Origin of the sequence: Campylobacter concisus (assembly GCF_015679985.1) — a bacterium.
GTDB lineage: Bacteria > Campylobacterota > Campylobacteria > Campylobacterales > Campylobacteraceae > Campylobacter_A > Campylobacter_A concisus_AC.
Genome location: NZ_CP049239.1, coordinates 1,591,307 through 1,615,833, shown reverse-complemented (window position 1 = coordinate 1,615,833; position 24,527 = coordinate 1,591,307). Strand labels below are relative to the sequence as shown.

The following is a 24,527-nucleotide window of genomic DNA, read 5'->3' as shown; positions in this document are numbered from 1 at the left end:
GCTTAAATAAGCCATGTTATGTAAATTTCTATCAATATTGTAATGCTATAGACTCAATTTCGCCATCGCTTATTTCATTAAATTTTTGTTTTAGATAAGTCTTCTTGTTGTAGTCAAACAAAATAAACTCATATAAATTTTTCGAGTAGATATCCAACAGTAAAATTTAATCTTAAATTTTAAATATAGTTAATATAATTAAAAATTGTTTTTTACGAGGAGTAAAGATGAGAATAATAAATGTAAAAGATATAAGAGAAGTTGTTGCTAAGCTTTGCAAACAGGCCTGTTATGTTGTGACGCCAGATTTAAAGGCTGCTTTTACAAAGGCTCAAAGTAATGAAAGCTCGTCACTAGGCAAAGACATTTTGGGCAAAATTTTACAAAACGCTAAGCTTGCAGAAGAGGGCGTTGCACCTATCTGCCAAGACACCGGTATGACGGTTGTTTTTGTGCAGATCGGCCAAGATGTGCATATTGAGGGTGGATATATTGAAGATGCGATAAACGAGGGTATTGCGGAAGGCTACACTGAAGGTTATCTAAGAAAGTCAGTTGTTGCTGAGCCACTTTTTGAGAGAAAAAATACCACAAACAACACTCCAGCCGTCATTCACACTAGAATCGTGCCAGGAGATAAGCTAAAGATAAAAGTAGCTCCAAAAGGTTTTGGTAGTGAGAATAAATCGGTTTTAAAAATGCTTGTGCCAGCTGATGGTATAGAGGGTGTAAAAAAAGTCTTTTTAGAGGCTGTAAAATACGCTGGACCAAACGCCTGTCCTCCACTAACAATAGGCGTTGGCATAGGCGGTACGATGGATAAGGCAGCACTTTTGGCAAAAGAAGCAGCAGTTCGTTCAGTCGATAGTAAAAATTCTGATCCAAGATATGCCAAATTAGAAGACGAGTTACTAGAGCTTGCTTGCAAAACTGGTGTTGGTCCTCAAGGGCTTGGTGGCGATACTACTGCCGTAAAAGTAAATGTCGAGTGGTATCCAACCCACATAGCAGGTCTTCCTGTTGCTATAAACATCAACTGCCACGCTGCACGCCACGCAGATGCCGAGCTTTAAGGAGAAAAAATGTCAGAAGTAAAAAGAATAACAGCACCATTTGATAAAGAGGTGGTAAAGAGCCTAAAAGCAGGCGACAACGTCCTAATATCAGGCACTATCATAGCAGCTCGTGACGCTGCGCATAAGGCACTTACTGAAACTTTAGCACGCGGCGAGAAACTACCAGTTGAGCTAAAGGGTGAGACTATCTACTACGTCGGACCAACTCCAGCCAAGCCAAATCAAGCTATCGGCGCAGCAGGCCCAACAACAAGCGGTAGAATGGATAAATACACCCCAACTATGATAAATGAAGTTGGTATAAATGGTATGATCGGTAAAGGCTACAGGAGTGACGCAGTAGTCGAGGCTATGAAAAAATCATGCTGTGTTTATATGGTTGCTATTGGTGGCATCGGAGCTCTCATTAGCCAAAGTATCAAAAAATATGAAGTGCTAGCTTACCCAGAGCTAGGACCAGAGGCAGTGGCTAGGCTTACAGTTGAGGATTTCCCAGCAATAGTTGCCATTGACTGCGAGGGCAATAACTTCTATGAAGTTGGCCAAGCACCTTACAAAAAGATCTAAATTTATCCCGCTAGCAAGCTAGCTAGCGGACTTTAGTAATATCCAAGACACATAGTTTCAGTTAATTTTATGCGTTTTTCAAATGGAGCAGGTGAGAAAAATTTACACTTTTCAATGTAAATTCTATAAGAATAGCTAAGATTAAAATCATCATAAAATTTCTTCAAGTCTATAAATTTGATGCCGCAAATCTCATGAAATTTAAAGAGCTCATAGATCTTAGAGCCATTTTTTGCTACAAGATGAGAAGGGGCAAGCGAGGTAAAAGAGCAAAATACGCCTGTTGGAATAAGGCCATTTAAAGGTGTGCAGGTTTTTATAATGTTTTGAAATTTGATTGGAATGCTATTTTTTCTAAGAAAAACTATTCTTGAGTTTTCAAATTTAGCACTTATGACATTTTTCCAAAAAAGATAAGCATTTGATGAGATGCCAGCATTTTTAGCCAACTCAGCACCGAGTACATAATCGTCTAAAAACTCATTTGGTGCGAGTATATTTTGCATCTTCATCCTTTTGAAATTTTGCCCATTATAGCTTTTGGAGACTAAAAATTTAGAAAATTTATAGTAGGATTTTAAAAAATTTCAAAAGGAGAAAATATGAAAAAACAAATCTCAACAAAAAATGCTCCACAGGCGATTGGACCATATTCTCAAGCTATTAGCGTAAATGGATTTTTATTTATCTCAGGTCAGCTTGGTGTCACACCAGCGGGTGAGTTTGCAGGTAGTAGCGTAGAAGCTCAAGCTGAGCAATCTCTTGAAAATTTAAAAAATATCTTGGCTGAGGCAGGGCTTACTTTTGATAATGCTGTAAAAACCACAATATTTCTAGCAGATATGGCAGATTTTGTTAAAGTAAATACTGTGTATTCTAAATTTTTTAAAGAGCCTTATCCTGCTAGAAGTACAGTAGCCGTTAAGACCCTGCCAAAAGATGCGCTTGTGGAAATAGAGCTTATAGCGGCTTATTAATAGATATTGTGTAAAAGTTCACATAATTTAATGCTTAATTATAATGGAGAGCAAAAACTCTCCAAATTTATATTTCAAAAACTAAACCCTATAAACCCACTAATAAAAATACACAATTTAAAATTTTTAATCGCTAACAATTTTTTCTCAAATTCCCTAATTATTTCAACTATCTTTAAGTATTGCTCGTATATAATTCCAGCTCACGAAACGAGAAACCACCTTTAACTTCATTGGTTAATAAAGCCTTTTCTTTTTATCGTTGTTCTTTTAACTTACAATTGTTAAACTATTAGTCAATCTTTGAAATCTAAACAAGTGATCGATTGAGCCAGTCTATTATTTTATAATTATAATAGATTAGACAAACTAATAAATAAAACTAAAAGTTTTTTTGATTAAAAACTTCATAATAAAATCCTATCAAATAAATTTTGCTAGGTAATAATATGGAGAGTTTGATCCTGGCTCAGAGTGAACGCTGGCGGCGTGCCTAATACATGCAAGTCGAACGGACAAGTAAGAGCTTGCTCTTATGAGTTAGTGGCGCACGGGTGAGTAATGTATAGCTAATCTGCCCTACACTAGAGGACAACAGTTGGAAACGGCTGCTAATACTCTATACTCCTGTCTTACATAAGTTAGATAGGGAAAGTTTTTCGGTGTAGGATGAGGCTATATTGTATCAGCTAGTTGGTGAGGTAATGGCTCACCAAGGCTATGACGCATAACTGGTCTGAGAGGATGATCAGTCACACTGGAACTGAGACACGGTCCAGACTCCTACGGGAGGCAGCAGTAGGGAATATTGCTCAATGGGGGAAACCCTGAAGCAGCAACGCCGCGTGGAGGATGACACTTTTCGGAGCGTAAACTCCTTTTGTTAGGGAAGAACAATGACGGTACCTAACGAATAAGCACCGGCTAACTCCGTGCCAGCAGCCGCGGTAATACGGAGGGTGCAAGCGTTACTCGGAATCACTGGGCGTAAAGGACGCGTAGGCGGATTATCAAGTCTCTTGTGAAATCCTATGGCTTAACCATAGAACTGCTTGGGAAACTGGTAATCTAGAGTGAGGGAGAGGCAGATGGAATTGGTGGTGTAGGGGTAAAATCCGTAGAGATCACCAGGAATACCCATTGCGAAGGCGATCTGCTGGAACTCAACTGACGCTAATGCGTGAAAGCGTGGGGAGCAAACAGGATTAGATACCCTGGTAGTCCACGCCCTAAACGATGTATACTAGTTGTTGCTAAGCTAGTCTTGGCAGTAATGCACCTAACGGATTAAGTATACCGCCTGGGGAGTACGGTCGCAAGATTAAAACTCAAAGGAATAGACGGGGACCCGCACAAGCGGTGGAGCATGTGGTTTAATTCGAAGATACGCGAAGAACCTTACCCGGACTTGATATCTAACAAATCATCTAGAGATAGAAGAGTGTCTGCTTGCAGAAATGTTAAGACAGGTGCTGCACGGCTGTCGTCAGCTCGTGTCGTGAGATGTTGGGTTAAGTCCCGCAACGAGCGCAACCCACGTCATTAGTTGCTAACAGTTCGGCTGAGCACTCTAATGAGACTGCCTTCGTAAGGAGGAGGAAGGTGTGGACGACGTCAAGTCATCATGGCCCTTATGTCCGGGGCGACACACGTGCTACAATGGCATATACAATGAGAAGCAATATCGCGAGATGGAGCAAATCTATAAAATATGTCCCAGTTCGGATTGGAGTCTGCAACTCGACTCCATGAAGCCGGAATCGCTAGTAATCGTAGATCAGCCATGCTACGGTGAATACGTTCCCGGGTCTTGTACTCACCGCCCGTCACACCATGGGAGTTGATTTCACTCGAAGCCGGAATACTAAATTAGTTACCGTCCACAGTGGAATCAGCGACTGGGGTGAAGTCGTAACAAGGTAACCGTAGGAGAACCTGCGGTTGGATCACCTCCTTTCTAGAGTACATATAGATATTCTCTCACAAGATATCTATAAGAAAGATATTCTCAATCATCCTTGTTTAGTTTTGAAAGATTGATAGACCTATAGGGGCCTATAGCTCAGCTGGTTAGAGTGCACCCCTGATAAGGGTGAGGTCACAAGTTCAAGTCTTGTTAGGCCCACCAGAGAATTTAATTGGGGAATTAGCTCAGCTGGGAGAGCGCCTGCTTTGCACGCAGGAGGTCAGCGGTTCGATCCCGCTATTCTCCACCATAAAATAGTTTAACTATATTAAGTCTAATTAGAGAGCTTAAAAATTAAACTTTCTAATTAGACTTTTGTCTAAATGTTCTTTTAATTAATATTGTTAATAGTCACAAGCAAGTTTTAAAAACAATTTTACAGGACTTGTTAAAGATTTAAATTTCTATTCTCTTTGCATTTAATGCAAAAGTTTGACATCACAATCTATTTAGGATTTAAAACTTATCTAAATAGTAGTCAATGCTTTCCGTCTTGAGAGCTAGAATTTAAATACAGTAACATAAAGTTATCTTTAACAAGGAAGTGATGCGAATTAGAATAATCTAATATAGAAAAGGTAAGCTACAAAGAGCAAGTGGTGGATGCCTTGGCTAGTAGAGGCGATGAAAGACGTGCCAGGCTGCGATAAGTCTCGGGGAGCCGTCAAGGGGCTTTGATCCGGGAATTTCTGAATGGGGCAACCCAGTTAAGCGCGAGCTTAACTACCTAATATGGAGCGAACGAGGGGAATTGAAACATCTTAGTACCCTCAGGAAAAGAAATCAAAAGAGATTACGCTAGTAGCGGCGAGCGAACGCGTAAGAGGGCAAACCGTTAGTTTACTAACGGGGTTGTAGGACTGCAATATAGACTAAACTTAGCTAATAGAATAACCTGGAAAGGTTGAGCGTAGAGGGTGATACTCCCGTATATGAAAGCTTTGTTTTACTTAGCAGTATCCTGAGTAGGGCGGAACACGTGATATTCTGTCTGAAGCTGGGTAGACCACTATCCAACCCTAAATACTACTACTAGACCGATAGTGCACAAGTACCGTGAGGGAAAGGTGAAAAGAACTGAGGTGATCAGAGTGAAATAGAACCTGAAACCATTTGCTTACAATCATTCAGAGCCCTATGATTTATCAGGGTGATGGACTGCCTTTTGCATAATGAGCCTGCGAGTTGTGATGTCTGGCGAGGTTAAGGAAACCCGGAGCCGTAGCGAAAGCGAGTCTTAATAGGGCGTTTAGTCAGACGTTGCAGACCCGAAACGATGTGATCTATCCATGAGCAGGTTGAAACCGGTGTAAGAGCCGGTGGAGGACCGAACCCGCTAGCGTTGAAAAGCTATGGGATGACTTGTGGATAGGGGTGAAAGGCCAATCAAACATCGTGATAGCTGGTTCTCTCCGAAATATATTTAGGTATAGCGTCATGTAGTAACACTAGGGGGTAGAGCACTGAATGGGCTAGGGCATACACCAATGTACCAAACCCTATCAAACTCCGAATACCTAGTGTGTAATCATGGCAGTCAGGCGGCGAGTGATAAAATCCGTCGTCGAGAGGGGAACAACCCAGACTAACAGCTAAGGTCCCTAAATCTCATTTAAGTGGAAAACGATGTGGAGTTACTTAAACAACCAGGAGGTTGGCTTAGAAGCAGCCATCCTTTAAAGAAAGCGTAATAGCTCACTGGTCTAGTGATTCTGCGCGGAAAATATAACGGGGCTAAAATGAGTACCGAAGCTTTAGACTTAGTTTTACTAAGTGGTAGGAGAGCGTTGTATTTGCGTTGAAGGTATACCGGTAAGGAGTGCTGGAGTGAATACAAGTGAGCATGCAGGCATGAGTAGCGATAATTGGGGTGAGAATCCCCAACGCCGTAAACCCAAGGTTTCCTACGCGATGCTCGTCATCGTAGGGTTAGCCGGGTCCTAAGCAAAGTCCGAAAGGGGTATGCGATGGAAAATTGGTTAATATTCCAATGCCAACTATAATGTGCGATGGAAGGACGCTTAGAGTTAAGCAAGCTAGCGGATGGTAGTGCTAGTCGAAAGGTGTAGGTTAAGATCCAGGCAAATCCGGATCTTTTTAAGCCGAGACCCCACAGGCGTTTGAAGTTCTTCGGAATGGATAGCGAATTGCTGATACTGTCGAGCCAAGAAAAGTTTCTAAGTTTAGTTATAGTTGCCCGTACCGTAAACCGACACAGGTGGGTGGGATGAGTATTCTAAGGCGCGTGGAAGAACTCTCTTCAAGGAACTCTGCAAAATAGCACCGTATCTTCGGTATAAGGTGTGCCTAACTTTGTGAAGGATTTACTCCGTAAGCATTGAAGGTTACAACAAAGAGTCCCTCCCGACTGTTTACCAAAAACACAGCACTCTGCTAACTCGTAAGAGGATGTATAGGGTGTGACGCCTGCCCGGTGCTCGAAGGTTAATTGATGACGTTAGCTCTGCGAAGCGTTTGATCGAAGCCCGAGTAAACGGCGGCCGTAACTATAACGGTCCTAAGGTAGCGAAATTCCTTGTCGATTAAATATCGACCTGCATGAATGGCGTAACGAGATGGGAGCTGTCTCGAAGAGGGATCCAGTGAAATTGTAGTGGAGGTGAAAATTCCTCCTACCCGCGGCAAGACGGAAAGACCCCGTGGACCTTTACTACAGCTTGACACTGCTATTGGGATAAAAATGTGCAGGATAGGTGGGAGGCTTTGATCCATAGACGCCAGTTTATGGTGAGCCATTGTTGAGATACCACTCTTTTTTATTCTGATAGCTAACTAGCTTGAGTTATCCTCAAGTAGGACAATGTCTGGTGGGTAGTTTGACTGGGGCGGTCGCCTCCCAAAATGTAACGGAGGCTTACAAAGGTTGGCTCAGAACGGTTGGAAATCGTTCGTAGAGTATAAAGGCATAAGCCAGCTTAACTGCGAGACATACACGTCAAGCAGAGACGAAAGTCGGTCTTAGTGATCCGGTGGTTCTGTGTGGAAGGGCCATCGCTCAAAGGATAAAAGGTACCCCGGGGATAACAGGCTGATCTCCCCCAAGAGCTCACATCGACGGGGAGGTTTGGCACCTCGATGTCGGCTCATCGCATCCTGGGGCTGGAGCAGGTCCCAAGGGTATGGCTGTTCGCCATTTAAAGCGGTACGCGAGCTGGGTTCAGAACGTCGTGAGACAGTTCGGTCCCTATCTGCCGTGGGCGCAAGAAGATTGAGGAGAGTTGACCCTAGTACGAGAGGACCGGGTCGAACCAACCACTGGTGTACGAGTTGTTCTGCCAAGGGCACCGCTCGGTAGCTATGTTGGGATGTGATAACTGCTGAAAGCATCTAAGCAGGAAGCCAACTCCAAGATGAATCTTCTTTTAAGAGCTCATATAGACTATGTGTTTGATAGGCTGGGTGTGTAATGGATGAAAGTCCTTTAGCTGACCAGTACTAATAGCTCGTCTGCTTATCTTTTAATAAGCATCACTTCCTTGTTAAGGATAAAAACTTAATAAGATATGTTTTTATAAGACTTTGTTTATGACTTTTAACTTTATCAAGTAGTGTTAAATAAGAGATTTATCTGATATATTTTTTATTTAACACTGCCCGTGACTATACAGACGAGGAAACGCCTTGCTCCATCTCGAACCAAGAAGCTAAGCTCGTCCTGGCTGATGATACTCTCCCTTACTGGGATGTTGGAAAAGTAGGTCGTTGCGGGCTTTGTTAATTTTTAATCTTCTTTATCTAAACAATCTTCTTTTAATATTTTTTTAATTTATAACAAAATATCAAATCTAAAATTTATTTATATTTTTAAATAATTAGACTTTTTATCTCTATGTTTATAAATATCTTTTAGTTTATGCTTTTATACAAGTGTTGACTAAAAACACCAAATATGATAGACTCCAAACCCAAATTTACCCAAAAAGGACAAAAAATGAAAAAGATTATATTCTCACTATTAGCAGCAGCTTCTACATTACTAGCAGCCATAAATTTAAACACCGCCACAAAAGAAGAGTTAATGAGTTTAGATGGTATAGGTTCTTCAAAGGCAGATGCAATAATAGAGTATAGAAAAGCGAATAAATTTAACTCAATAGAAGATATAAAAAATGTAAATGGTATAGGCGATAAGACATTTGAAAATTTAAAATCAGATATATCAGTATCAGGCACTACAAAGATAGATGACACAAAATCTAAAATAAAATCTAAAAAAGATGAGATAAAAGAAAAAGCAAGTAAAAAGAGTGATGAAGTAAAAGAGAAAAAAGATAGTGCTAAAGATAGTGCAAAAGAAGTCAAAGATAAGAAAGAAAAGCTAAAAGATAAAGCAGAGAAAAAGAGTAAAGCTAAAAAAGAGAAGAGCAAAGAGTAATAAATCTAGAAATTTATAAAAATTCTTACATAAAGTATATAAAAATAGTTAGGAGCGCATAGCGTTCCTAATAAAAAATAGATTGGTTTTTATATATTTGCCTACTTTTTAAATTCTATAACTTAGTTTGTCAACTTTTTAAATTTTTATAGATTAATAAGTTCATCCAATAGATCTTGTAAAGTAATGTTTCTTAAACTATCCTCTAAAGCTTCTTGTGCTTTTAGGAAGTGACCAGTTAAGAGTCCCTCGATCTTGCTACCAAGTGGGCAGGCTTTAGGTGAGTCAGAGTGGATCTTGAAAAGTTTTTCTTTATCATTTACTGCGTTAAAAATTTGAAGGAGGGTTAGGTGTTGGGGGAGTATCACTGACTTGAGATGTGGCGTTTGTGGGGCTGGGGTGTTTAGGTATCAAATAGTTATGTCAAGCATATGATGTTCGCTAGGCACTATTTCCTCATTATCTGCTATATCGTCCAAATTTTCTTCGTCACTATCTCTTGAATTTTGTTTTTCGCTCTCAAACTCACTTGTCTCTTCTTCATTTTTTTGGCGCTCATGCTCCTTTTCAGGGTCTATTTTATAAGACTCTTCCATCGGACGTACCTCTTTGATTTCTTCACTTTGTTGCGAGGCAAGCTCAGCTGCCATCAAAGACTGCATATCAAATCTAGCTTGTTGATTTGCATGCACTTGCGATACTACTGGGGCATTTTGATTTATAAAGTTACTATTTCCTAAAGGTGTTACTGCCATTTTTAGCCTTTATTTATGATGATCGTTTTGTAGTTTGTGTAAGTGACATTTGCGCCGTTTTCACGTTTTAAATTTTCACGCTTAGTATAGTCTACCTCGTATCTGCCAGCTCCCTTTACACTAAATTCCACGCAGAATTTAGCTGCCATTTTTAGCACATCTTCGGGTACCTTGCTCTTATTTGTTTTGATGATAACGTGAGCGCTTGGGGCGTCTTTTAGATGAAGCCAGATGTCATCTTTTTTAGCAAGATCAAGTAAATTTATATTGCCTTTTTCATTTCTACCAACTAAAATCTTAAACTCTCTAACGTAAAAAATTTCAGTATTTTCACTTACATCTTTTATGTGTCTATCTCTTTGTTTTGCCTTGTTTTTTGGGCTTAAAATTTCAAGCTCATAAAGACTATTCGCTTCTTTTAAAAGAGATTTTAGTCCTTCAAAAAAGTCGATTTTTTCTTTTAAATTTCTCTTTTCTATCTCCACGCCAAGGGCTTTTGCGCGAAGCTTTTTTGATCTTGCGTAAAACTCATTTGCGCTGTTTTTTGGAGTATCGCTAAGAGTTAGTTTTATCTCGTTGCCATCAAAATCTTTCAGGCAAATTTCTCTCTCATAGCCCTTAAAATTTCCCAAATTTGCAAGCAAAAGTGATCCTAAATTCGCAGCTTCTTCACTCTTTCTCATCAGCTCATCTTTGTCTTCAAGTGAGTTTAAAATTTCGCTCATGCTATCTATCTTTTTTTGTACGCTTGCAAGCTTCGCCTCTTTTAAGCCAACTATCCTGGACTCATTTACTCTGGCCGCTTCGCTCTTAAAAAACGCCTCAAAGTCAGTTATGGGCTCGCACGGTTTTTCTTTGATGGTGATAGCTGGAAGCTCTCTTAAAACTTCGCCAGTTTCTATCTTTCGGTAGCTATTATCGATGTGTCTTAACGCTTCGATTATTACGTTGTTTTCATCAGTTATCACAGCATTTGTAAAGCGACCTGTAAATTCAAGATAGAGGATAAAATTTTCACTTTTATATGCGCCACTTTGCGTGCAGATAAATTTTAAAATTCTATTGTCTTTTAAACATTCAACGCTTTTTATATGCGAGGCATTAAAGCGTTTTTTTAGCACATTATCAAAAGGTGCTTGATAGATTTTTGCTTCTTTTAGCTCGTCATCTTTGTAGATAGAGGAGTTTGATTTGTTTAGATCAAAGATAATCTTCTCGCCATTAAATTCGATCAAAATAGCCATATCATTAATGCGTTTTGCTTGGTTTATCTTTGTAAAATTTGATAAATAACTTGCTATTTGAACTAAATGTGCGTACTTCATGTGGGGATTATATCAGAAATGTTGCAAAAATGTTTTAATAAAAGCTTTATCGCTAGCTATGACAAGAATAGTAAAAATCTGTTTTCTGATCCATGTTTAATTTTTACAAATATTTTATTTGTAATGTTATTAAAATATAAATTTTTCGTAAATTTTTTTCATAAAAATTTAAAATATATTTTTATATAATGATAACTATTTTTATAATATTAAATTTTCTTTAAGGGATGTTAAATGAATAAATTTCGCATTAGTGCGGTGCTTTGTTTTGCTATTTCTGCTTTAAATGCTACTGATGTAAGCTTAGATGGAATTAACATTGAAGATAGCGCAGATGATGGTTACAGAGCCACAACGAGTGAGGTAGGCAAGACAAATACGCCAATTCTTGAGATCCCGCAGACGGTAAACGTTGTAACCCAGCAGCAGCTAAAGGATAAAAAGCCAGAGACCCTAGCTGAGAGCCTTCAAAATGTAAGCGGCGTTAGCTACGGCAACACCACGGGCGGCATCTTTGATTCGATCATAAAAAGAGGATTTGGTGGCGGACGCGACGGCTCGATCATGCGAAACGGCGTGTCTGCTAGCGTCATGCATAGTTTTAACAAAACCGTAGAAAGTGTCGAGGTGCTAAAAGGCCCCTCTAGCTTGCTCTACGGTGCGCAAGAACCTGGCGGCATCATAAATATGGTCACCAAAAAGCCAAAATACGACTTCTCAAACGAAATTTGGGCGGGCATCGGCAACCGCAACTACTGGAATACAGGCTTTGATACCACAGGACCTATTGCAGAGAGTGGATTTGCGTATAGATTTATATTTGATACGATGCAAAAGGACTACTGGAGAGAGTTTGGCGAATATAAAAATGTTCTCTTTGCGCCATCGCTTTCGTATAAAGGCGATGACTACCGCATAAATTTTGCCTATGCGCACACACGCTCGACCGATCCGATCGACCGAGGCATGTATCTCATTCCAAGCACTGGCAAGCTACTACCCATAGATAAGAAAAGACGCCTTGATGAGCCATTTAATAAGCTAAAAACAAAGCTTGACACGCTAGATGTAAATTTTGAGAAAAATCTCGGCGAAAACTGGCTACTAAAGGGCGCTTATGCATTTTCTCGCTCAAAGCACGAGTACGGACACATAAGGCTAATGAACGTAAATTTAAATAATGGCACAGCAACTAGGCGAAACGAATATTACGACGGATTTATCCACCGCACACATGCTGGATCACTAAATTTAAACGGCTATGTTAAAACAGGTGAGATAGAACACAACTTGCTCTTTGGCATCGACGCAAAGGAATACTACCGCTATAGACCAGGTGGCCTAAAAGATACGGGTAACCACTTAAGCATAAACATATATCATCCTATCTATGGAAGAGTAGGACTACCAACTGCCAGGGAGTCAAGCATCCAGTACCAAAAGCTAAAAACGATCGGATTTTACGCACAAGATAGCATAAATTTAACTGAAAACTTAATCTATTCTTTAGGAACTAGGTATGAATACTACGACCAAGTAGCTCGCGGCACAACCAGTGGGCCAAATAGCACAGATCAGCAAGATGGCAAATTTACGTGGCAAACTGGGCTTTTATATCTACTAACGCCTCAGTGGTCGGTCTATACCAACTACGCACAAAGTTTCAATCCGCAAATGGCTATGAAAGGCGATATCGGCGATATAAAGCCTGAAGAGGGCAAAAGTATAGAGTTTGGATCTAAATTTCAAAACGATAGCATAACGGCTAGTGCGGCGGTTTTTAATATCAATAAGAAAAACATCATGCGTACCGTAAGTGGCGTGAGTACGCCAGTGGGCGAGGCGCGCTCTAGAGGATTTGAGTTTGACTTTAACGGCCGCGTGACGCAAGGACTAAGCGTGGGCGCTAGCTACGCATTCACAAAAACTGAGGTGCGAAAGGATAGCGGAGCGTTTGCCGTGCTAGTGGGCAAACCGCTAGAAGCTACGCCAAAGCACCAAGCCAGCCTCTTTGCTAACTACGACTTTAGCCATCTAGGCGCAAAAGGCCTAAGGATCGGCGGCGGAGCTAGGTATTTTGGCTCATGGTACACCTACTACATGAGGACAAATTTATCTGCAGTACCAGCAGGAACGGCATTCAAGATGGATAGTGCACTTGTTTATGATGCTTTCATCAGCTACGATACCAAGATCGCGGGCTACGAGACGAATTTTTCATTTAACGTCAAAAACTTGACCGACAAGCTTTATTATACGTCCTCATCTACTGGTACGGATGCTAATATCATACCGATACAACCAGGCTATGCTCGTCAGTTTATGCTAACAGCTAGCGTTAAATTCTAAATTTACTAGGCCTTTTGGCTTAGTAAATTTTCTTTAAATTTAGCAATTTTCGTTAAAATCGCCTCAAAATTTAAAGGAAATTTATGAAACAAACTATCACCGAGAAAATATTTTCAGATCACGTTGGCAAAGAGGTAAGTGCTGGAGAGATCATCGAAAGCAAGATCGATATGATCATAGGTAACGACATCACGACACCTATTTCGATCAAGCAGTTTGAGCGAAGCGGCGCTAAAAAGCTAGCCAATCCAGACGGCTTTGCTATCGTGATGGATCACTACATCCCGACAAAAGATATCTTAAGCGCCAACCAAGCCAAAATTTCACGCGAATTTGCCTACAAACACGACCTTAAAAACTATTTTGATGAAAAAGATATGGGCATCGAGCACGCGCTTTTGCCTGAAAAGGGGCTAGTCATCCCAGGTGACGTCATCATCGGCGCAGACAGCCACACCTGTACACACGGCGCTCTTGGAGCATTTAGCACCGGCATGGGTAGCACCGACCTAGCTTATGCGATGATCACTGGTAAAAACTGGTTTAAAGTGCCTGAGAGTATCAAGGTCGTCTTTAAAGGCAAGCTTGATAAGCACGTTTATGGCAAGGATCTTATCCTTGAGATCATCCGCCAAATAGGCGTTGATGGCGCACTTTACAAGGCGCTTGAGTTTAGCGGTGAGGTAATAGAGGGCCTTAGCATGGATGATAGATTTTCAATGTGTAATATGGCGATCGAAGCTGGTGCAAAGAGCGGTATCATCGCGGTTGATGAGATCACAAAAGAGTTTTTAAAAGATAAAAATTTACGCGATAAACCAAAATTTTTCTACTCAGACGAGGGTGCAAAATACGACAAAATTTTAGAGATCGATGTCACAAACCTTGATCCAGTCATCGCATATCCATTTTTGCCAAGCAACGGCAAGAGCGTAAGACAAGCGGTTCGTGACGATTTAGCCATTGATCAAGCATTTATCGGTTCATGCACAAATGGCCGCCTAAGCGACCTTCGAATCGCAGCACAAATTTTAAAAGGCAAAAAAGTAGCCCGCAAAACAAGGCTCATCATCACTCCAGCGACGCAAAAGATCGCAAGAGCTGCCGAGAAAGAAGGCTTAATCGATATTTTCATCGAAGCAGGAGCGGTCGTGAGTAACCCAACATGTGGTGCTTGCCTTGGCGGATATATGGGAATTTTAGGTGCAAATGAGCGCTGTATCTCGACGACAAATAGAAATTTCGTCGGCCGTATGGGCGATAGAACGAGTGAAATTTATCTAGCCAACTCAGCAGTTGTAGCAGCCTCAGCCATAGCAGGTAAAATCGCCGATCCAAGGGACTTATAAAAAATAATATGGATAGTTCGATATCTGACTTATTGAAAATTGTACTTGGTGCAGTCCTAACAATGTGTGCGCAATGGGTGTATGCTAATCTAAACACGAAAAAAGAGAAAAATAAACTCAGGCAACAAAAGCTAGAGGAAGCGTTTATTATAGTAGGGGATATTTTAGGGGGAATACATTACAAAGTAGCTTTATTAATAAATCCAAATTTAAATATAGAAAATCCAAAATTTGAAATTGGTAAATTACACTCGCTTATCAGTTTTTACGCACCAGAACTGCAAGAGGACTATAAGGATTTTATGTCCACATATCAAGAATTTGGTCCGCTTATCCTAAACAAATTCAGAACTTTAGGTAGTGATGACAAAAGAATAGAGGCAACAACTGAGGAGCTAGTGCAAATGATCTTTTCGCTAAGCTCAAAAGGCAATATAATTAAAGAAAAGTTAGCCAAAATAGCGCAAACATTATAAATTAGTTGTTGCGGCGAAGCAAATAATGTTTTATATAAAATCGCCACAACAACTAAATCAGCGCATTAAAACGCTGTTATCGTAGCCAAAAGACCAAAGATTATGCCTGGGAAGTTTGCAGCAGAAAGTGGATAGTCTTTTTTAGCTTTTAATAGACCGTAACTTGTCCAGATTGTGCAGTTTAGTGCAGCCGCCAGTGGCTGTATAAAAGGCGTCTTGTTGCCGTCAAGGTTGCCCATTATTTGTGGGATGTATGAAAAGTACATAACAACTGATAGGCATGTGCCAATCCAGCCTAAAATTTGTAGATTTTTTTCGCTCATTGCTTCTCCTTAAATAAAAGCGCCATTATATCTTTTTTTAATCATAGCAAGCAAATGGATAAAATGGCCATGATTTTTACTGCGATTAAGATGGTTTTAGTAAAATTGAGCATTTTAAAAGGATAAAAATGCCAGATATAATATATGACAAAGCAAAATGGCACTGGGGTGCGAAAGATGCGCCGACTGATATACTGCATGAAAATGGTGCGACACACATTGCATTTTTCTTTCGCTGGTGCATGGAACACAAATTTTATTCAAAGGAATTTGCAGTAGATTTTGCGGATGATATAGCACAGATGGACGAAAATTTTAACTATCGTCAGTATCTTTTTGATGCTATGGACGGTGTACTTGGAGGTGCGGAGCTAAATACTGCTGGTAAAGCCTTTGCAAAAGCTTACTATACGACTGATCGGACAAAATTCGCCAAAATATATGGTTGGTATTTGCAGGATTATACGGATTTTGTTTCGAAAAAATTTGGTGAAAAATACTTTGATAACGCCTATTTTTATATAGAAAACTCACAAGAAAACTATGCCTTGATCAAAGCTATCATTGATCGTCGCTACGAGGAATTTTTAACAATGAAAAGGGCAAAGCAGGCTTAAAATTTCACAAGTAGCATAAACAAAAATAAGTTTTTATCACATATTTTTGGTAGATCAAAGCCGCTTTTAGCTAAATTTAGCCCCATAACTTTCTTAAGGGAAAAGATGCAAACTTGCGTGATTTTAGCAGGTGGCAAAAGCTCGCGTATGGGGCAAGATAAGACACTTTTGCCATTTGGTGGTTTTAAGACGCTTACTCATTATGAGGTTGCGAAATTTAGTAAAGTTTTTGACGAAGTTTATGTAAGCTCAAAATTTGAGAAATTTAGCCCACCACTAAAGCTTATAAAAGATGAAAATAGCGATAACTATTCGCCAATGCTCGCGCTTTACTCCATTCTTAAAAATTTTGATCATAGTATTTTTGTGATACCAGCCGATATGCCATTTTTTGATCTTAAAAGCTTAGAAAAACTTGCTAAATTTAAAGATGAATTTGACATGGTTGTGGCCAGTGATAATGAGCACATTCACTCGCTTTGTGGTTTTTTTAGCCCAAGGCTTGTCACTTTGGCTCATGAGTTTTATTTAAAAAATGAGCATAAAATCGGACTTTTGAGAAAAAGCTGTAAATGCAAAGTCGTAAATTTTAAAGATAGTGAGCAGTTTTTTAATGTAAATTTCCCTGACGAATACGAAATGGCAAAGAAAATCCAAGAAAAGAAGATAAATGATGAGTAAAATTTTATTATTTTTAAGCCTTAGTCTTAGTTTTTTGGTGGCAAGTGGGTTAGATGATTTTAAAAGGGCACAAGAGCTGGAGCAAAGTGGCGACATAAAGGCTGCGATGCAAATTTATAAAGAGCTAGCCAAAAGCTCTTTAAACGAGCAAAACGTGATACAAAATGTGCAAGAGAGCGAGCCAGCACCAAGAGAGGCGAAGCTAAAGCAAGCCGATCTTTTAAGAGAAGATAAAAGTGGTAAAAATTTACAAAATGCACTTGGTATCGAGCTTTATAAATTTAACTACCTTTTGCCGGTAACTTATGCTAAAAATGTGCCAAACAATGAGCGAAAGAGCGTTGAAACTAAGTTTCAAATAAGCCTTGCAAAGCCGTTATTTTATGACCTATTTGGGTTTAGAGAGAGCCTTGTAGCAGCCTACACGCAGACATCTTGGTGGCAGATAACAAGAACTTCAGCGCCATTTCGTGAAACGAACTATCAGCCAGAAATTTTTCTAAATTTTGCTTCGCCAAAATATTTGGATCAAATAGGTGTTAAAAACCTAAAATTTGGACTTTTGCATGAGTCAAATGGACGAGATGGTAGCAATTCAAGAAGCTGGAATAGAGCTTATGTGCAAAGTGATTTTGTTTTTGGCAAGCTTAGCATTTCGCCAAGAGCTTGGATGATAGTGGGCAATAAGGGCGATAATAAAGATATATTAAAATACATAGGACACGGCGATGTAAGGCTTAGCTACAACCTTAATGATCACATTTTTAGCCTAATGCTAAGAAATAACTTACATTTTGATAAAACAAATAAAGGTGCTGCTGAAATTTCATATATGTTTCCTATCTTCTCAACAGGAGTTTATGGCTATTTGCAGTATTTTACGGGATATGGCGAGAGTTTGATTGATTATAATAGGCATACTGATAAATTTGGTCTTGGTTTTGTTATTTTAAAATAAGCTAAAAATTTTAAACTTATAAAATGGCTAAATTTAGGCAAATAATTATAAATTTATTCAAATATGTCAAAAAAATTTAATTAATCAAAAAACTTAAAAATATTAGAAAAAATACAAGCAAATTTTGCTAAAATCTTAAGCAAAATCTCAGAGCAAAGGAGTTTTTATGAGCGGAATCTCACTAATTGTCTGTTTTGTTATAGCCATCATACTTATGATCGTTATGATCTCTAAGCTAAAAGTGCATCCATTCTTGGCACTTATGAGTATTTCTTTGGTTCTTGCGATCGTCGCAGGCATCGATCTGTCCAAGATCCCAGCGATGATAGGTGTCGGCTTTAGTGGCACATTTAAGAGTATCGGTATCGTTATTATCTTTGGAACGATCATCGGCACTGTGCTTGAAAAAACGGGAGCTGCTTTAAAGCTAGCTGATATGGTTGTTAAGCTAGTTGGACAAAAGCGTCCAGAGCTTGCTATGCTCATCATGGGCTGGGTTGTTGGCATTCCGGTATTTTGTGATAGCGGATTTGTCGTTTTAAACTCTATTCGCGAGGCACTTTATAAGAAAATTTCAGCAAGCCCAGTCGCGATGTCAGTCGCACTTAGTGGCGGCCTATACGCATCTCACGTCTTCATCCCGCCAACTCCTGGTCCAATAGCAGCCGCAGGAACACTTGGTCTTGGCGGAAATTTACTCCTTGTCATCATCATGGGAACAGTCGTTTCAGTGCCTGTGTTGATAGCTGTTTATTTCTTTTCAAAGAGTGTTGGCAAAAGCGTGACTATCAGCGACAAAGATGCTGACGCTACTATCACAGCTAGTTACGAAGAGCTTTTAAAGAAATTTGGCACGCTACCTAGCGGATTTTTGAGCCTTGCTCCTATCATCATGCCTATCATTTTTATGGCGATTGGTTCTATTGTCGATGTTTTAGCAAAACAAGGCATGTTTGATAAAACGGCTCTCTTACCAAAGATACTTTTATTTTTAGGAAATCCTATCATTGCTCTTGCCATTGGCGTGATCTTTTGTGTGTTTTTATTAGTAGAAGCCAGAAAGATAAGAGAATTTGACTACATCACGAACGAATCTTTAAAGATCGCTGGACCGATACTCTTTATCACAGCAGCTGGCGGTGTTTTGGGTAATGTCATCACTGAGGCTGGCTTTGTAAATTTCATAAAAGAAAACGCAACCACCATAAAAGCGATAGGAATTTTCTTCCCATTCATTATCTCGGCCGTACTAAAAACCGCTCAAGGAAGCTCGACCGTGGCTATCATCACGACAGCGTCTATCATGGGCGCGTTTAGTGCTGACAACTCGCTAATGCATACACTTGGCTTTACGAGTGAAATTTCAGCTGCACTTTGCGTCATGGCGATAGCATCTGGTGCGATGTGCGTATCTCACGCAAATGACAGCTACTTCTGGGTTGTGACAAATTTTAGTAAGATGAGCGCAGAACAAGGATATCGCACACAAACAGCTATGACGTTTATAATGGGTATCGTTGGTATAATTAGCGTTTACATATTATCTTTGGTGCTTTTATGAGAATTTTAGTTGCGATTGATTCATTAAAAGGCTCGCTTAGCTCGCTTGAGGCGGGCCTTGCTGTAAAAGAAGGACTAGAAGAGATTGGCTGCGAGGTCGTTGTCAAGCCTATCGCAGATGGTGGCGAGGGTAGTGTAGAGGCGATGGCTGATGCACTTGGTGCAAAATTTATAGATACGATAGTTAAAAATCCACTTGGAATTGAAATTTTAGCTAGATATGCACTAAAAGATAACCTTGCAATACTTGAAATGTCAAGTGCTTCTGGCCTTACACTCATAAATCCGGACGAGAGAAATCCACTAAAAACTAGCACATTTGGCTTTGGTCAGATGATAAAAGATGCCATTGCTAAAGGTGCCAGAAAATTTATCATTGGCATCGGCGGAAGTGCGACAAATGACGCTGGTACAGGCATGCTTAGTGCACTTGGCTTTAAATTTTATGATAAAGATGGTACTTTGCTTGAAGGAAAAGGCGAGAATCTAGCCAAAATTTATGAGTTTACAGATGAAGATGCTTTAAAAGAGCTAAAGGATTGCGAGTTTTTAGTCGCCTGCGATGTAGACAATCCTCTTTATGGCATGAATGGAGCAGCCCATGTTTATGCCCCTCAAAAGGGTGCAAATGGCCGTATGGTAAAAGAGCTTGATGATGGGCTAAAGCACTTTGCAGCTCTTGTAAAGGAAAAGACTAATAGTAAATTTCACACACAAAAAGGTGCTGGCGCAGCTGGCGGACTTGGCTTTGCATTCGTGGCATTTTTAGGAGCGAAACTTCGCCCAGGTATTGAGATCATTACACAGACTATTGCGCTTGAGGATGAGATCAAAAAGGCTGATCTAGTTATCACTGGCGAAGGCCGCATGGACTTTCAAAGCTCAATGGGCAAGACACCAACTGGGGTTGCAAAACTAGCCAAAAAGTATCATAAGCCAGTGATCGCATTTGCTGGAAGCGTACAAAAATGCGCCAAAGATTGCCACAAAAATGGGATTGATGCCTATTTTTGTATATTAAATGAGCCAGTGAGTCTTGAAGAAGCTATGAGAAAAGATGTCGCGATTAGAAATTTAAAGATGACAGCAGAGCAAGTCATTCGCCTTTATATGCTAAACTACAAAGCATAAATTTAAGAAGATAGAAGTTTATTTTCTATCTTTTTCCCACTTCTTTCTAAATTTTACTATCCAAATTCTATCTTTTAAGTGCTACAAAAATTCTCAAAATTTAATACATTTTGCAAAAATATAAAATAAACTTTAGAAAAAATATTTACTATGCTAAAATAAGAAAAAATTCTAAAAAGAAAGGAGAATTTTATGCAACAGACCTTAAATTCTCGTCGCAGCTTCATTGCAGCTGCAGGGTTATTTTTTGCTACGACCGCACTAAAGGCTGCACCAAAGGACTTTAGCGGTAAGTAGTGTTCGCTACGGCATGGCGATAGATTTAACAAGATGTGTTGGATGTCAGTCATGTACTATGAGCTGTATGTTAGAAAACGACGTTCAGCCAGGTGCTTTTAGAACCATTGTTTCCGAGTATGAGGCAAGAGATAAAAGCGGTAAAATGGCAGTCATTGCGTCACTTCCAAGGCTTTGCAACCATTGCAACAATCCAGCCTGTATTAGTGTTTGTCCAACTGGTGCTAGCCATCAAAGAAGTAATGGCATAGTAAAGATTGATACAAAAGAGTGCATAGGCTGTGCGCTTTGCGTAGAGGCCTGTCCATATCACGCAAGATATCTTAGCCTGCATACCTACAAGGCCGATAAATGTACTTTTTGCGACCACAGGCTAAGAGTAGGGCTTCAGCCAGCATGTGTAGAGAGCTGTGTGGGCGGTAGCCGTATAATAGGCGATCTTAATGATCCTAACTCAAATATTAGAAAATTTCTAGCCACACATGAGACTATGGTTATAGATAGCCCTAAAAATACAAATCCACAGGTGTTCTACCACGGTGTTAGTGAAATTTTGGCTAAAAACAATAAAAAACTCGAGCTTGATAATGGATATAAAAAGGTTATCAGCTGGAGCGAAGAGATGGCACAGTAAAAGGAAATAAGCAATGCAAAGAAGAGAATTTTTAAAAAGATCAGCCGTACTCTCAACACTAACCACGAGTGCTATGCTGGCAGATGAAGATAAGGACGACTATAAACCGCAGTCAAACTCGCTAGAGCCTGAATTTAGCGTAAAGGATGGCAAAATTTCACTTAACGACGGACATAGCGTTGTCTTTTCAATGTGTCACGGCTGTACGACGAAGTGTGGCATAAGGCTTCACGTAGATGATAAAAACGACCGAGTTTTAAGATGTAGCGGCAACCCATACCACCCACTCTCAAACGTACACTGGGCAAATTTTGACACATCGATAAATGACGCACTTCTTGCCACAACACTAAGTGGCGAAGACGAAAAGCGAGCTACAGTTTGCGCTAGAGGAGCGATATTGCCTGAGATGATAGACTCGCCTGCAAGGATACTAACGCCACTAAAGAGAGTTGGTAAAAGGGGTGAGGGAAAGTGGAAGAGCATAAGCTTTGAGCAGCTAGTAGAAGAGGTCGTAGAGGGCGGAGATCTCTTTGGTGAGGGGCATGTTGATGGGCTAAGAGCGATATATAGCGACGAGCTAATCGACAGCGAAAACCCAGGATATGGCACTAAGCGCAATCAATTTTTAAGTTTTTATCTATATGACGGACGCTCTGACATCGTTGATCGCTTTGTCAAAAAGTCATTTGGCACTATAAATCACTACTCGCACGGCGGAATTTGTGGTGGTGGCTTTAGGGTCGGTGGTAAGATTGCGCACAATGCAAAGGGTTTTGCACATACAAAACCAGACTATGAAAACTCTAAATTTGTTATCTACTGGGGCACTTCGCCCTCAAATGGTGGCAACCCTTTCCAAAAACAGGCAAAAATGCTCTCTTACGCAAGAGGCACTAGAGATGACTTTAGCTACGCAGTGGTCGATCCAAGCGTTACAAACGCTGTAAAATACGCCTCTTCGGGCAAAGGCCGCTGGATAGCGATAAAGCCAGGCACCGACTCAGCTCTAGCTATGGCGATGATACGCTGGATCATAGAAAATGAAAAATACGCAACGAACTACCTTATCCAGCCAAATTTAGACCAAGCAAAGCTAGCTGGCGAGATACACTGGTGCAACGCCACGCATCTAGTCATCACCGAAAAAGGTCACAAAGACTACGGCAAATTTGCACTTATCAATAACGAGTGGCAGGTCTGCTCGCAAGATGGCAAGATACAAAGCTACAAGGTAAATGAACCAGCCAAGCTCTACTATAAAGGTAAAATTTTAATAGACGGCAAAAAAGTCGAGGTAAAAAGCTCAATGCAGCTTTTAAAAGAGTCAGCTTATAAGCATAGCTTAGAGGAGTACTCAAAAATTTGTGGTGTAAGCATTGAAGATATCGTCTGGCTTTGCGAAAATTTCACTAAAAATGGCAGACAGGTGAGCACAAACGTGCATGGCGGTATGATGCATACGCAAGCCGGTATGACTACTTTTGCGATACTTTGTCTAAACACACTCATGGGCACTTATGGCTACAAAGGCGGCAACGTCAATACAAGTGCCGGCACACACGAGTTTTTAAAGGGCAGATATGACCTTGAGAGCTTTGAGGGTGCTTATAAACCAAATGGTCTAAATTTATCAAGATCAGGCAAATACTACGAAACAAGCTCTGAGTATAAGCGTAAAGTAGCAGCTGGCGGCAGCGGCTATCCAGCACAGCAGCCGTGGTATCCTATCTCTATGCCACTTGTAAATGAAACTCTTACGAGCCACAAGGCTGGCTATCCATACAAAGTAAAAGTTTTCATAAACTACATGACAAACGTACTTTACGGACAAGCAGGACTTGAAAGAGCGGTTTTAGACGTACTAAAAGATAGTAAAAATTTACCACTTTTTGTGGGCATAGACGCCTTTATGAACGAGACAAACGCCTATGCTGACTACATCGTGCCAGATGGGGTAAATTTAGAAAACTGGGCACTTCCAAACTCTCTTTGGGGAACGATCGCTAAAACTTCAGTCGTGCGCTATCCAGCCGTTAGCTCAAAGCAGGCAAAGGATAAAAACGGCGGCGCGATCGACGTTGAGGCATTTTATATAGCCGTAGCAAAGAGGCTTGGACTAAAAGGCTTTGGCAAAAATGCCTTCAAAGACAAAGATGGAAATTTCATGGACCTTGACGTAAAAGAGCAGTATTACGCGGCTGCACTAGCAAATTTAGCCTTTGATGGTGAGGGTGTGAAAGATATAAGCGACGAGGACAAAAAGCTTAGTAAGATATCAAGAGTGATGACAAAACTCGATCCTTATCTAAAAGACGAAGAGAAGCCAAAAGTAGCGCACATACTAGCAAAAGGCGGCAGATACGATAGCTACGAGAGCGCATATAAGGGTGATAAAGCAACCATAAAAGTGCCAGCGCCTACGCCAGCTTCTATCTACTATGAACCACTTGGCGGACACAGGCACTCAATAACAGGCGAATTTATGCCAGGAGTGCCAAGTCTGATGCTACCAGTAGCAAGTGATGGCACACCGCTTGAGAAATTTTTCCCACGCTCTGAGTGGAAATACACAGTGAGCTCAAGAAAGTCAAATATCCAACACTTCTACACCTTTGTTAGCCCAAGACTAAGAGCTGTTCATCCTAGCAACTTCATAAGGATAGCACCAGATGTTGCAAGTGAGCAGGGCATTCGCTCAGGCGATAAGGTTAAAGTGACTACGCCTTATGGTGCGCAAGTTGGTGAGGCATTTGTGACAGACGGTGTTGCTAGAGGGGTCATCAGCATAGAGCATGGATTTGGCCATGATGAGTTTGGTATAAGAACGCACATCGTCGATGGAAAGCCAGCTTTTGGGATCGCAAATTTAGAAAAAGGGGTCAATCATAATAAGCTTGGACTTCTTGACCCAAAAAGAAATGGCGAATTTAGTTTAAATGACTGGTTGGTTGGCACTTGCGCTAGACAAGCACTTCCTGCAAAGATAAGAAAGATCGGCTAGGCCGATATAAATTTGGCGAGCAGAATAAAATTTGCTTGCCAAATTTCACTTTTTGTAAGAGCTTTTGACTGGTGGATTGTAAATTT

The 24,527-nt window shown here is 40.3% G+C and carries 19 protein-coding genes, 2 tRNA genes and 3 rRNA genes; 19 read left to right on the top strand and 5 right to left on the bottom strand.

Features of this window, described 5'->3' with window-relative positions; translation table 11 throughout:
* The first annotated feature begins 227 nt into the window (after positions 1–227).
* Positions 228–1,073: a fumarate hydratase gene (locus G5B98_RS08115; RefSeq protein ID WP_149707053.1), complete on the top strand. Its 846-nt coding sequence runs from the start codon at positions 228–230 to the stop codon at positions 1,071–1,073.
* A gap of 9 nt (positions 1,074–1,082) precedes the next feature.
* The gene (locus G5B98_RS08110) at positions 1,083–1,643 is read left to right on the top strand and encodes a Fe-S-containing hydro-lyase (protein WP_084109801.1); all 561 of its coding nucleotides are present in this window, start codon (positions 1,083–1,085) and stop codon (positions 1,641–1,643) included.
* A gap of 32 nt (positions 1,644–1,675) precedes the next feature.
* Here the strand turns inward: G5B98_RS08110 and G5B98_RS08105 are convergent, their stop codons facing one another.
* Positions 1,676–2,149, bottom strand: coding sequence for a cysteine permease (locus tag G5B98_RS08105; protein WP_430746684.1), 474 nt, complete (start codon positions 2,147–2,149; stop codon positions 1,676–1,678).
* Positions 2,150–2,245: 96 nt separating this feature from the next.
* On the opposite strand from G5B98_RS08105, the gene G5B98_RS08100 reads away from it, so the two are divergent.
* The 7 genes from G5B98_RS08100 (at position 2,246) to G5B98_RS09670 (ending at position 8,982) form a co-directional block, all read left to right on the top strand.
* Complete coding sequence (locus G5B98_RS08100) at positions 2,246–2,620, top strand: RidA family protein (RefSeq protein ID WP_087577984.1); 375 nt, start codon at positions 2,246–2,248, stop codon at positions 2,618–2,620.
* 446 nt (positions 2,621–3,066) lie between these two features.
* Positions 3,067–4,577, top strand: a 16S ribosomal RNA gene (locus G5B98_RS08095).
* Between the two features lie 94 nt (positions 4,578–4,671).
* Positions 4,672–4,748, top strand: a tRNA-Ile gene (locus tag G5B98_RS08090).
* Between the two features lie 12 nt (positions 4,749–4,760).
* Positions 4,761–4,836: transfer RNA gene (locus G5B98_RS08085), tRNA-Ala, on the top strand.
* Between the two features lie 326 nt (positions 4,837–5,162).
* Positions 5,163–8,066: ribosomal RNA gene (locus G5B98_RS08080) — 23S ribosomal RNA — on the top strand.
* A 133-nt stretch (positions 8,067–8,199) separates the two neighbouring features.
* Positions 8,200–8,318: ribosomal RNA gene (gene rrf / locus G5B98_RS08075) — 5S ribosomal RNA — on the top strand.
* The 16S, 23S and 5S rRNA genes sit together here with 2 tRNA genes alongside, the layout of an rRNA operon.
* A 220-nt stretch (positions 8,319–8,538) precedes the next feature.
* Positions 8,539–8,982 carry a ComEA family DNA-binding protein gene (locus tag G5B98_RS09670; protein WP_084110099.1) on the top strand — a complete coding sequence of 148 codons (444 nt, stop codon included), beginning with the start codon at positions 8,539–8,541 and terminating at the stop codon, positions 8,980–8,982.
* A 146-nt stretch (positions 8,983–9,128) separates the two neighbouring features.
* Here G5B98_RS09670 and G5B98_RS09485 read toward each other — a convergent pair whose 3' ends face one another.
* The 3 genes from G5B98_RS09485 to G5B98_RS08060 are packed head-to-tail and all read right to left on the bottom strand — an operon-like array spanning position 9,129 to position 11,062.
* Complete coding sequence (locus tag G5B98_RS09485) at positions 9,129–9,350, bottom strand: Rrf2 family transcriptional regulator (protein ID WP_232524579.1); 222 nt, start codon at positions 9,348–9,350, stop codon at positions 9,129–9,131.
* A 42-nt stretch (positions 9,351–9,392) separates the two neighbouring features.
* On the bottom strand, positions 9,393–9,737 hold the full coding sequence (locus G5B98_RS08065; RefSeq protein ID WP_196086619.1) for a hypothetical protein: 345 nt from the start codon (positions 9,735–9,737) through the stop codon (positions 9,393–9,395).
* A 2-nt stretch (positions 9,738–9,739) separates the two neighbouring features.
* Positions 9,740–11,062 (bottom strand): NFACT RNA binding domain-containing protein, encoded by a 1,323-nt coding sequence (locus G5B98_RS08060; protein ID WP_196086618.1) that lies wholly within the window; start codon positions 11,060–11,062, stop codon positions 9,740–9,742.
* A 234-nt stretch (positions 11,063–11,296) separates the two neighbouring features.
* Here G5B98_RS08060 and G5B98_RS08055 point away from each other — a divergent pair, with 234 nt between their 5' ends.
* From G5B98_RS08055 to G5B98_RS08045, 3 genes are all read left to right on the top strand, one after another.
* A complete protein-coding gene (locus G5B98_RS08055; protein ID WP_196086617.1) occupies positions 11,297–13,411 on the top strand; it encodes a TonB-dependent siderophore receptor in 2,115 nt (704 codons plus the stop codon).
* 83 nt (positions 13,412–13,494) lie between these two features.
* On the top strand, positions 13,495–14,760 hold the full coding sequence (leuC, locus tag G5B98_RS08050; RefSeq protein ID WP_103604161.1) for a 3-isopropylmalate dehydratase large subunit: 1,266 nt from the start codon (positions 13,495–13,497) through the stop codon (positions 14,758–14,760).
* Positions 14,761–14,768: 8 nt separating this feature from the next.
* The gene (locus tag G5B98_RS08045; protein ID WP_196086616.1) at positions 14,769–15,236 is read left to right on the top strand and encodes a hypothetical protein; all 468 of its coding nucleotides are present in this window, start codon (positions 14,769–14,771) and stop codon (positions 15,234–15,236) included.
* Positions 15,237–15,301: 65 nt separating this feature from the next.
* On the opposite strand, the gene G5B98_RS08040 is transcribed toward G5B98_RS08045, so the two are convergent.
* Positions 15,302–15,559, bottom strand: coding sequence for a SemiSWEET family transporter (locus G5B98_RS08040; protein ID WP_021091682.1), 258 nt, complete (start codon positions 15,557–15,559; stop codon positions 15,302–15,304).
* 128 nt (positions 15,560–15,687) lie between these two features.
* Here G5B98_RS08040 and G5B98_RS08035 point away from each other — a divergent pair, with 128 nt between their 5' ends.
* The 7 genes from G5B98_RS08035 (at position 15,688) to G5B98_RS08005 (ending at position 24,441) form a co-directional block, all read left to right on the top strand.
* Complete coding sequence (locus tag G5B98_RS08035; protein WP_196086615.1) at positions 15,688–16,176, top strand: hypothetical protein; 489 nt, start codon at positions 15,688–15,690, stop codon at positions 16,174–16,176.
* Between the two features lie 105 nt (positions 16,177–16,281).
* The gene (locus G5B98_RS08030; protein ID WP_196086614.1) at positions 16,282–16,857 is read left to right on the top strand and encodes a molybdenum cofactor guanylyltransferase; all 576 of its coding nucleotides are present in this window, start codon (positions 16,282–16,284) and stop codon (positions 16,855–16,857) included.
* Positions 16,847–17,815 carry a phospholipase A gene (locus G5B98_RS08025; RefSeq protein WP_232524578.1) on the top strand — a complete coding sequence of 323 codons (969 nt, stop codon included), beginning with the start codon at positions 16,847–16,849 and terminating at the stop codon, positions 17,813–17,815. Before G5B98_RS08030 ends, G5B98_RS08025 begins: the two co-directional genes overlap by 11 nt.
* A 166-nt stretch (positions 17,816–17,981) precedes the next feature.
* Positions 17,982–19,376, top strand: coding sequence for a GntP family permease (locus G5B98_RS08020; protein ID WP_196086613.1), 1,395 nt, complete (start codon positions 17,982–17,984; stop codon positions 19,374–19,376).
* Positions 19,373–20,506 carry a glycerate kinase family protein gene (locus tag G5B98_RS08015; protein ID WP_196086612.1) on the top strand — a complete coding sequence of 378 codons (1,134 nt, stop codon included), beginning with the start codon at positions 19,373–19,375 and terminating at the stop codon, positions 20,504–20,506. The genes G5B98_RS08020 and G5B98_RS08015 overlap by 4 nt, the downstream gene beginning before the upstream one ends.
* 310 nt (positions 20,507–20,816) lie before the next feature.
* Entirely contained in the window at positions 20,817–21,437 is a 621-nt protein-coding gene (locus tag G5B98_RS08010; RefSeq protein ID WP_232524577.1) for a 4Fe-4S dicluster domain-containing protein, read from the top strand.
* Between the two features lie 13 nt (positions 21,438–21,450).
* The gene (locus G5B98_RS08005; protein ID WP_196086611.1) at positions 21,451–24,441 is read left to right on the top strand and encodes a molybdopterin dinucleotide binding domain-containing protein; all 2,991 of its coding nucleotides are present in this window, start codon (positions 21,451–21,453) and stop codon (positions 24,439–24,441) included.
* Positions 24,442–24,527 lie beyond the last annotated feature (86 nt).

Excerpts from the sequence above, each read along its gene's own strand:
- G5B98_RS08025 (WP_232524578.1), top strand. The coding sequence starts at position 16,847 with ATGATGAGTAAAATTTTATTATTTTTAAGCCTTAGTCTTAGTTTTTTG.
- G5B98_RS08035 (WP_196086615.1), top strand. The coding sequence starts at position 15,688 with ATGCCAGATATAATATATGACAAAGCAAAATGGCACTGGGGTGCGAAA.
- G5B98_RS08065 (WP_196086619.1), bottom strand. The coding sequence starts at position 9,737 with ATGGCAGTAACACCTTTAGGAAATAGTAACTTTATAAATCAAAATGCC.
- G5B98_RS09670 (WP_084110099.1), top strand. The coding sequence starts at position 8,539 with ATGAAAAAGATTATATTCTCACTATTAGCAGCAGCTTCTACATTACTA.
- G5B98_RS08020 (WP_196086613.1), top strand. The coding sequence starts at position 17,982 with ATGAGCGGAATCTCACTAATTGTCTGTTTTGTTATAGCCATCATACTT.
- G5B98_RS08030 (WP_196086614.1), top strand. The coding sequence starts at position 16,282 with ATGCAAACTTGCGTGATTTTAGCAGGTGGCAAAAGCTCGCGTATGGGG.
- G5B98_RS08100 (WP_087577984.1), top strand. The coding sequence starts at position 2,246 with ATGAAAAAACAAATCTCAACAAAAAATGCTCCACAGGCGATTGGACCA.
- G5B98_RS08045 (WP_196086616.1), top strand. The coding sequence starts at position 14,769 with ATGGATAGTTCGATATCTGACTTATTGAAAATTGTACTTGGTGCAGTC.
- G5B98_RS08105 (WP_430746684.1), bottom strand. The coding sequence starts at position 2,149 with ATGCAAAATATACTCGCACCAAATGAGTTTTTAGACGATTATGTACTC.
- G5B98_RS08005 (WP_196086611.1), top strand. The coding sequence starts at position 21,451 with ATGCAAAGAAGAGAATTTTTAAAAAGATCAGCCGTACTCTCAACACTA.
- leuC (WP_103604161.1), top strand. The coding sequence starts at position 13,495 with ATGAAACAAACTATCACCGAGAAAATATTTTCAGATCACGTTGGCAAA.
- G5B98_RS08110 (WP_084109801.1), top strand. The coding sequence starts at position 1,083 with ATGTCAGAAGTAAAAAGAATAACAGCACCATTTGATAAAGAGGTGGTA.
- G5B98_RS08060 (WP_196086618.1), bottom strand. The coding sequence starts at position 11,062 with ATGAAGTACGCACATTTAGTTCAAATAGCAAGTTATTTATCAAATTTT.
- G5B98_RS08015 (WP_196086612.1), top strand. The coding sequence starts at position 19,373 with ATGAGAATTTTAGTTGCGATTGATTCATTAAAAGGCTCGCTTAGCTCG.
- G5B98_RS08055 (WP_196086617.1), top strand. The coding sequence starts at position 11,297 with ATGAATAAATTTCGCATTAGTGCGGTGCTTTGTTTTGCTATTTCTGCT.
- G5B98_RS08010 (WP_232524577.1), top strand. The coding sequence starts at position 20,817 with ATGGCGATAGATTTAACAAGATGTGTTGGATGTCAGTCATGTACTATG.
- G5B98_RS08040 (WP_021091682.1), bottom strand. The coding sequence starts at position 15,559 with ATGAGCGAAAAAAATCTACAAATTTTAGGCTGGATTGGCACATGCCTA.
- G5B98_RS08115 (WP_149707053.1), top strand. The coding sequence starts at position 228 with ATGAGAATAATAAATGTAAAAGATATAAGAGAAGTTGTTGCTAAGCTT.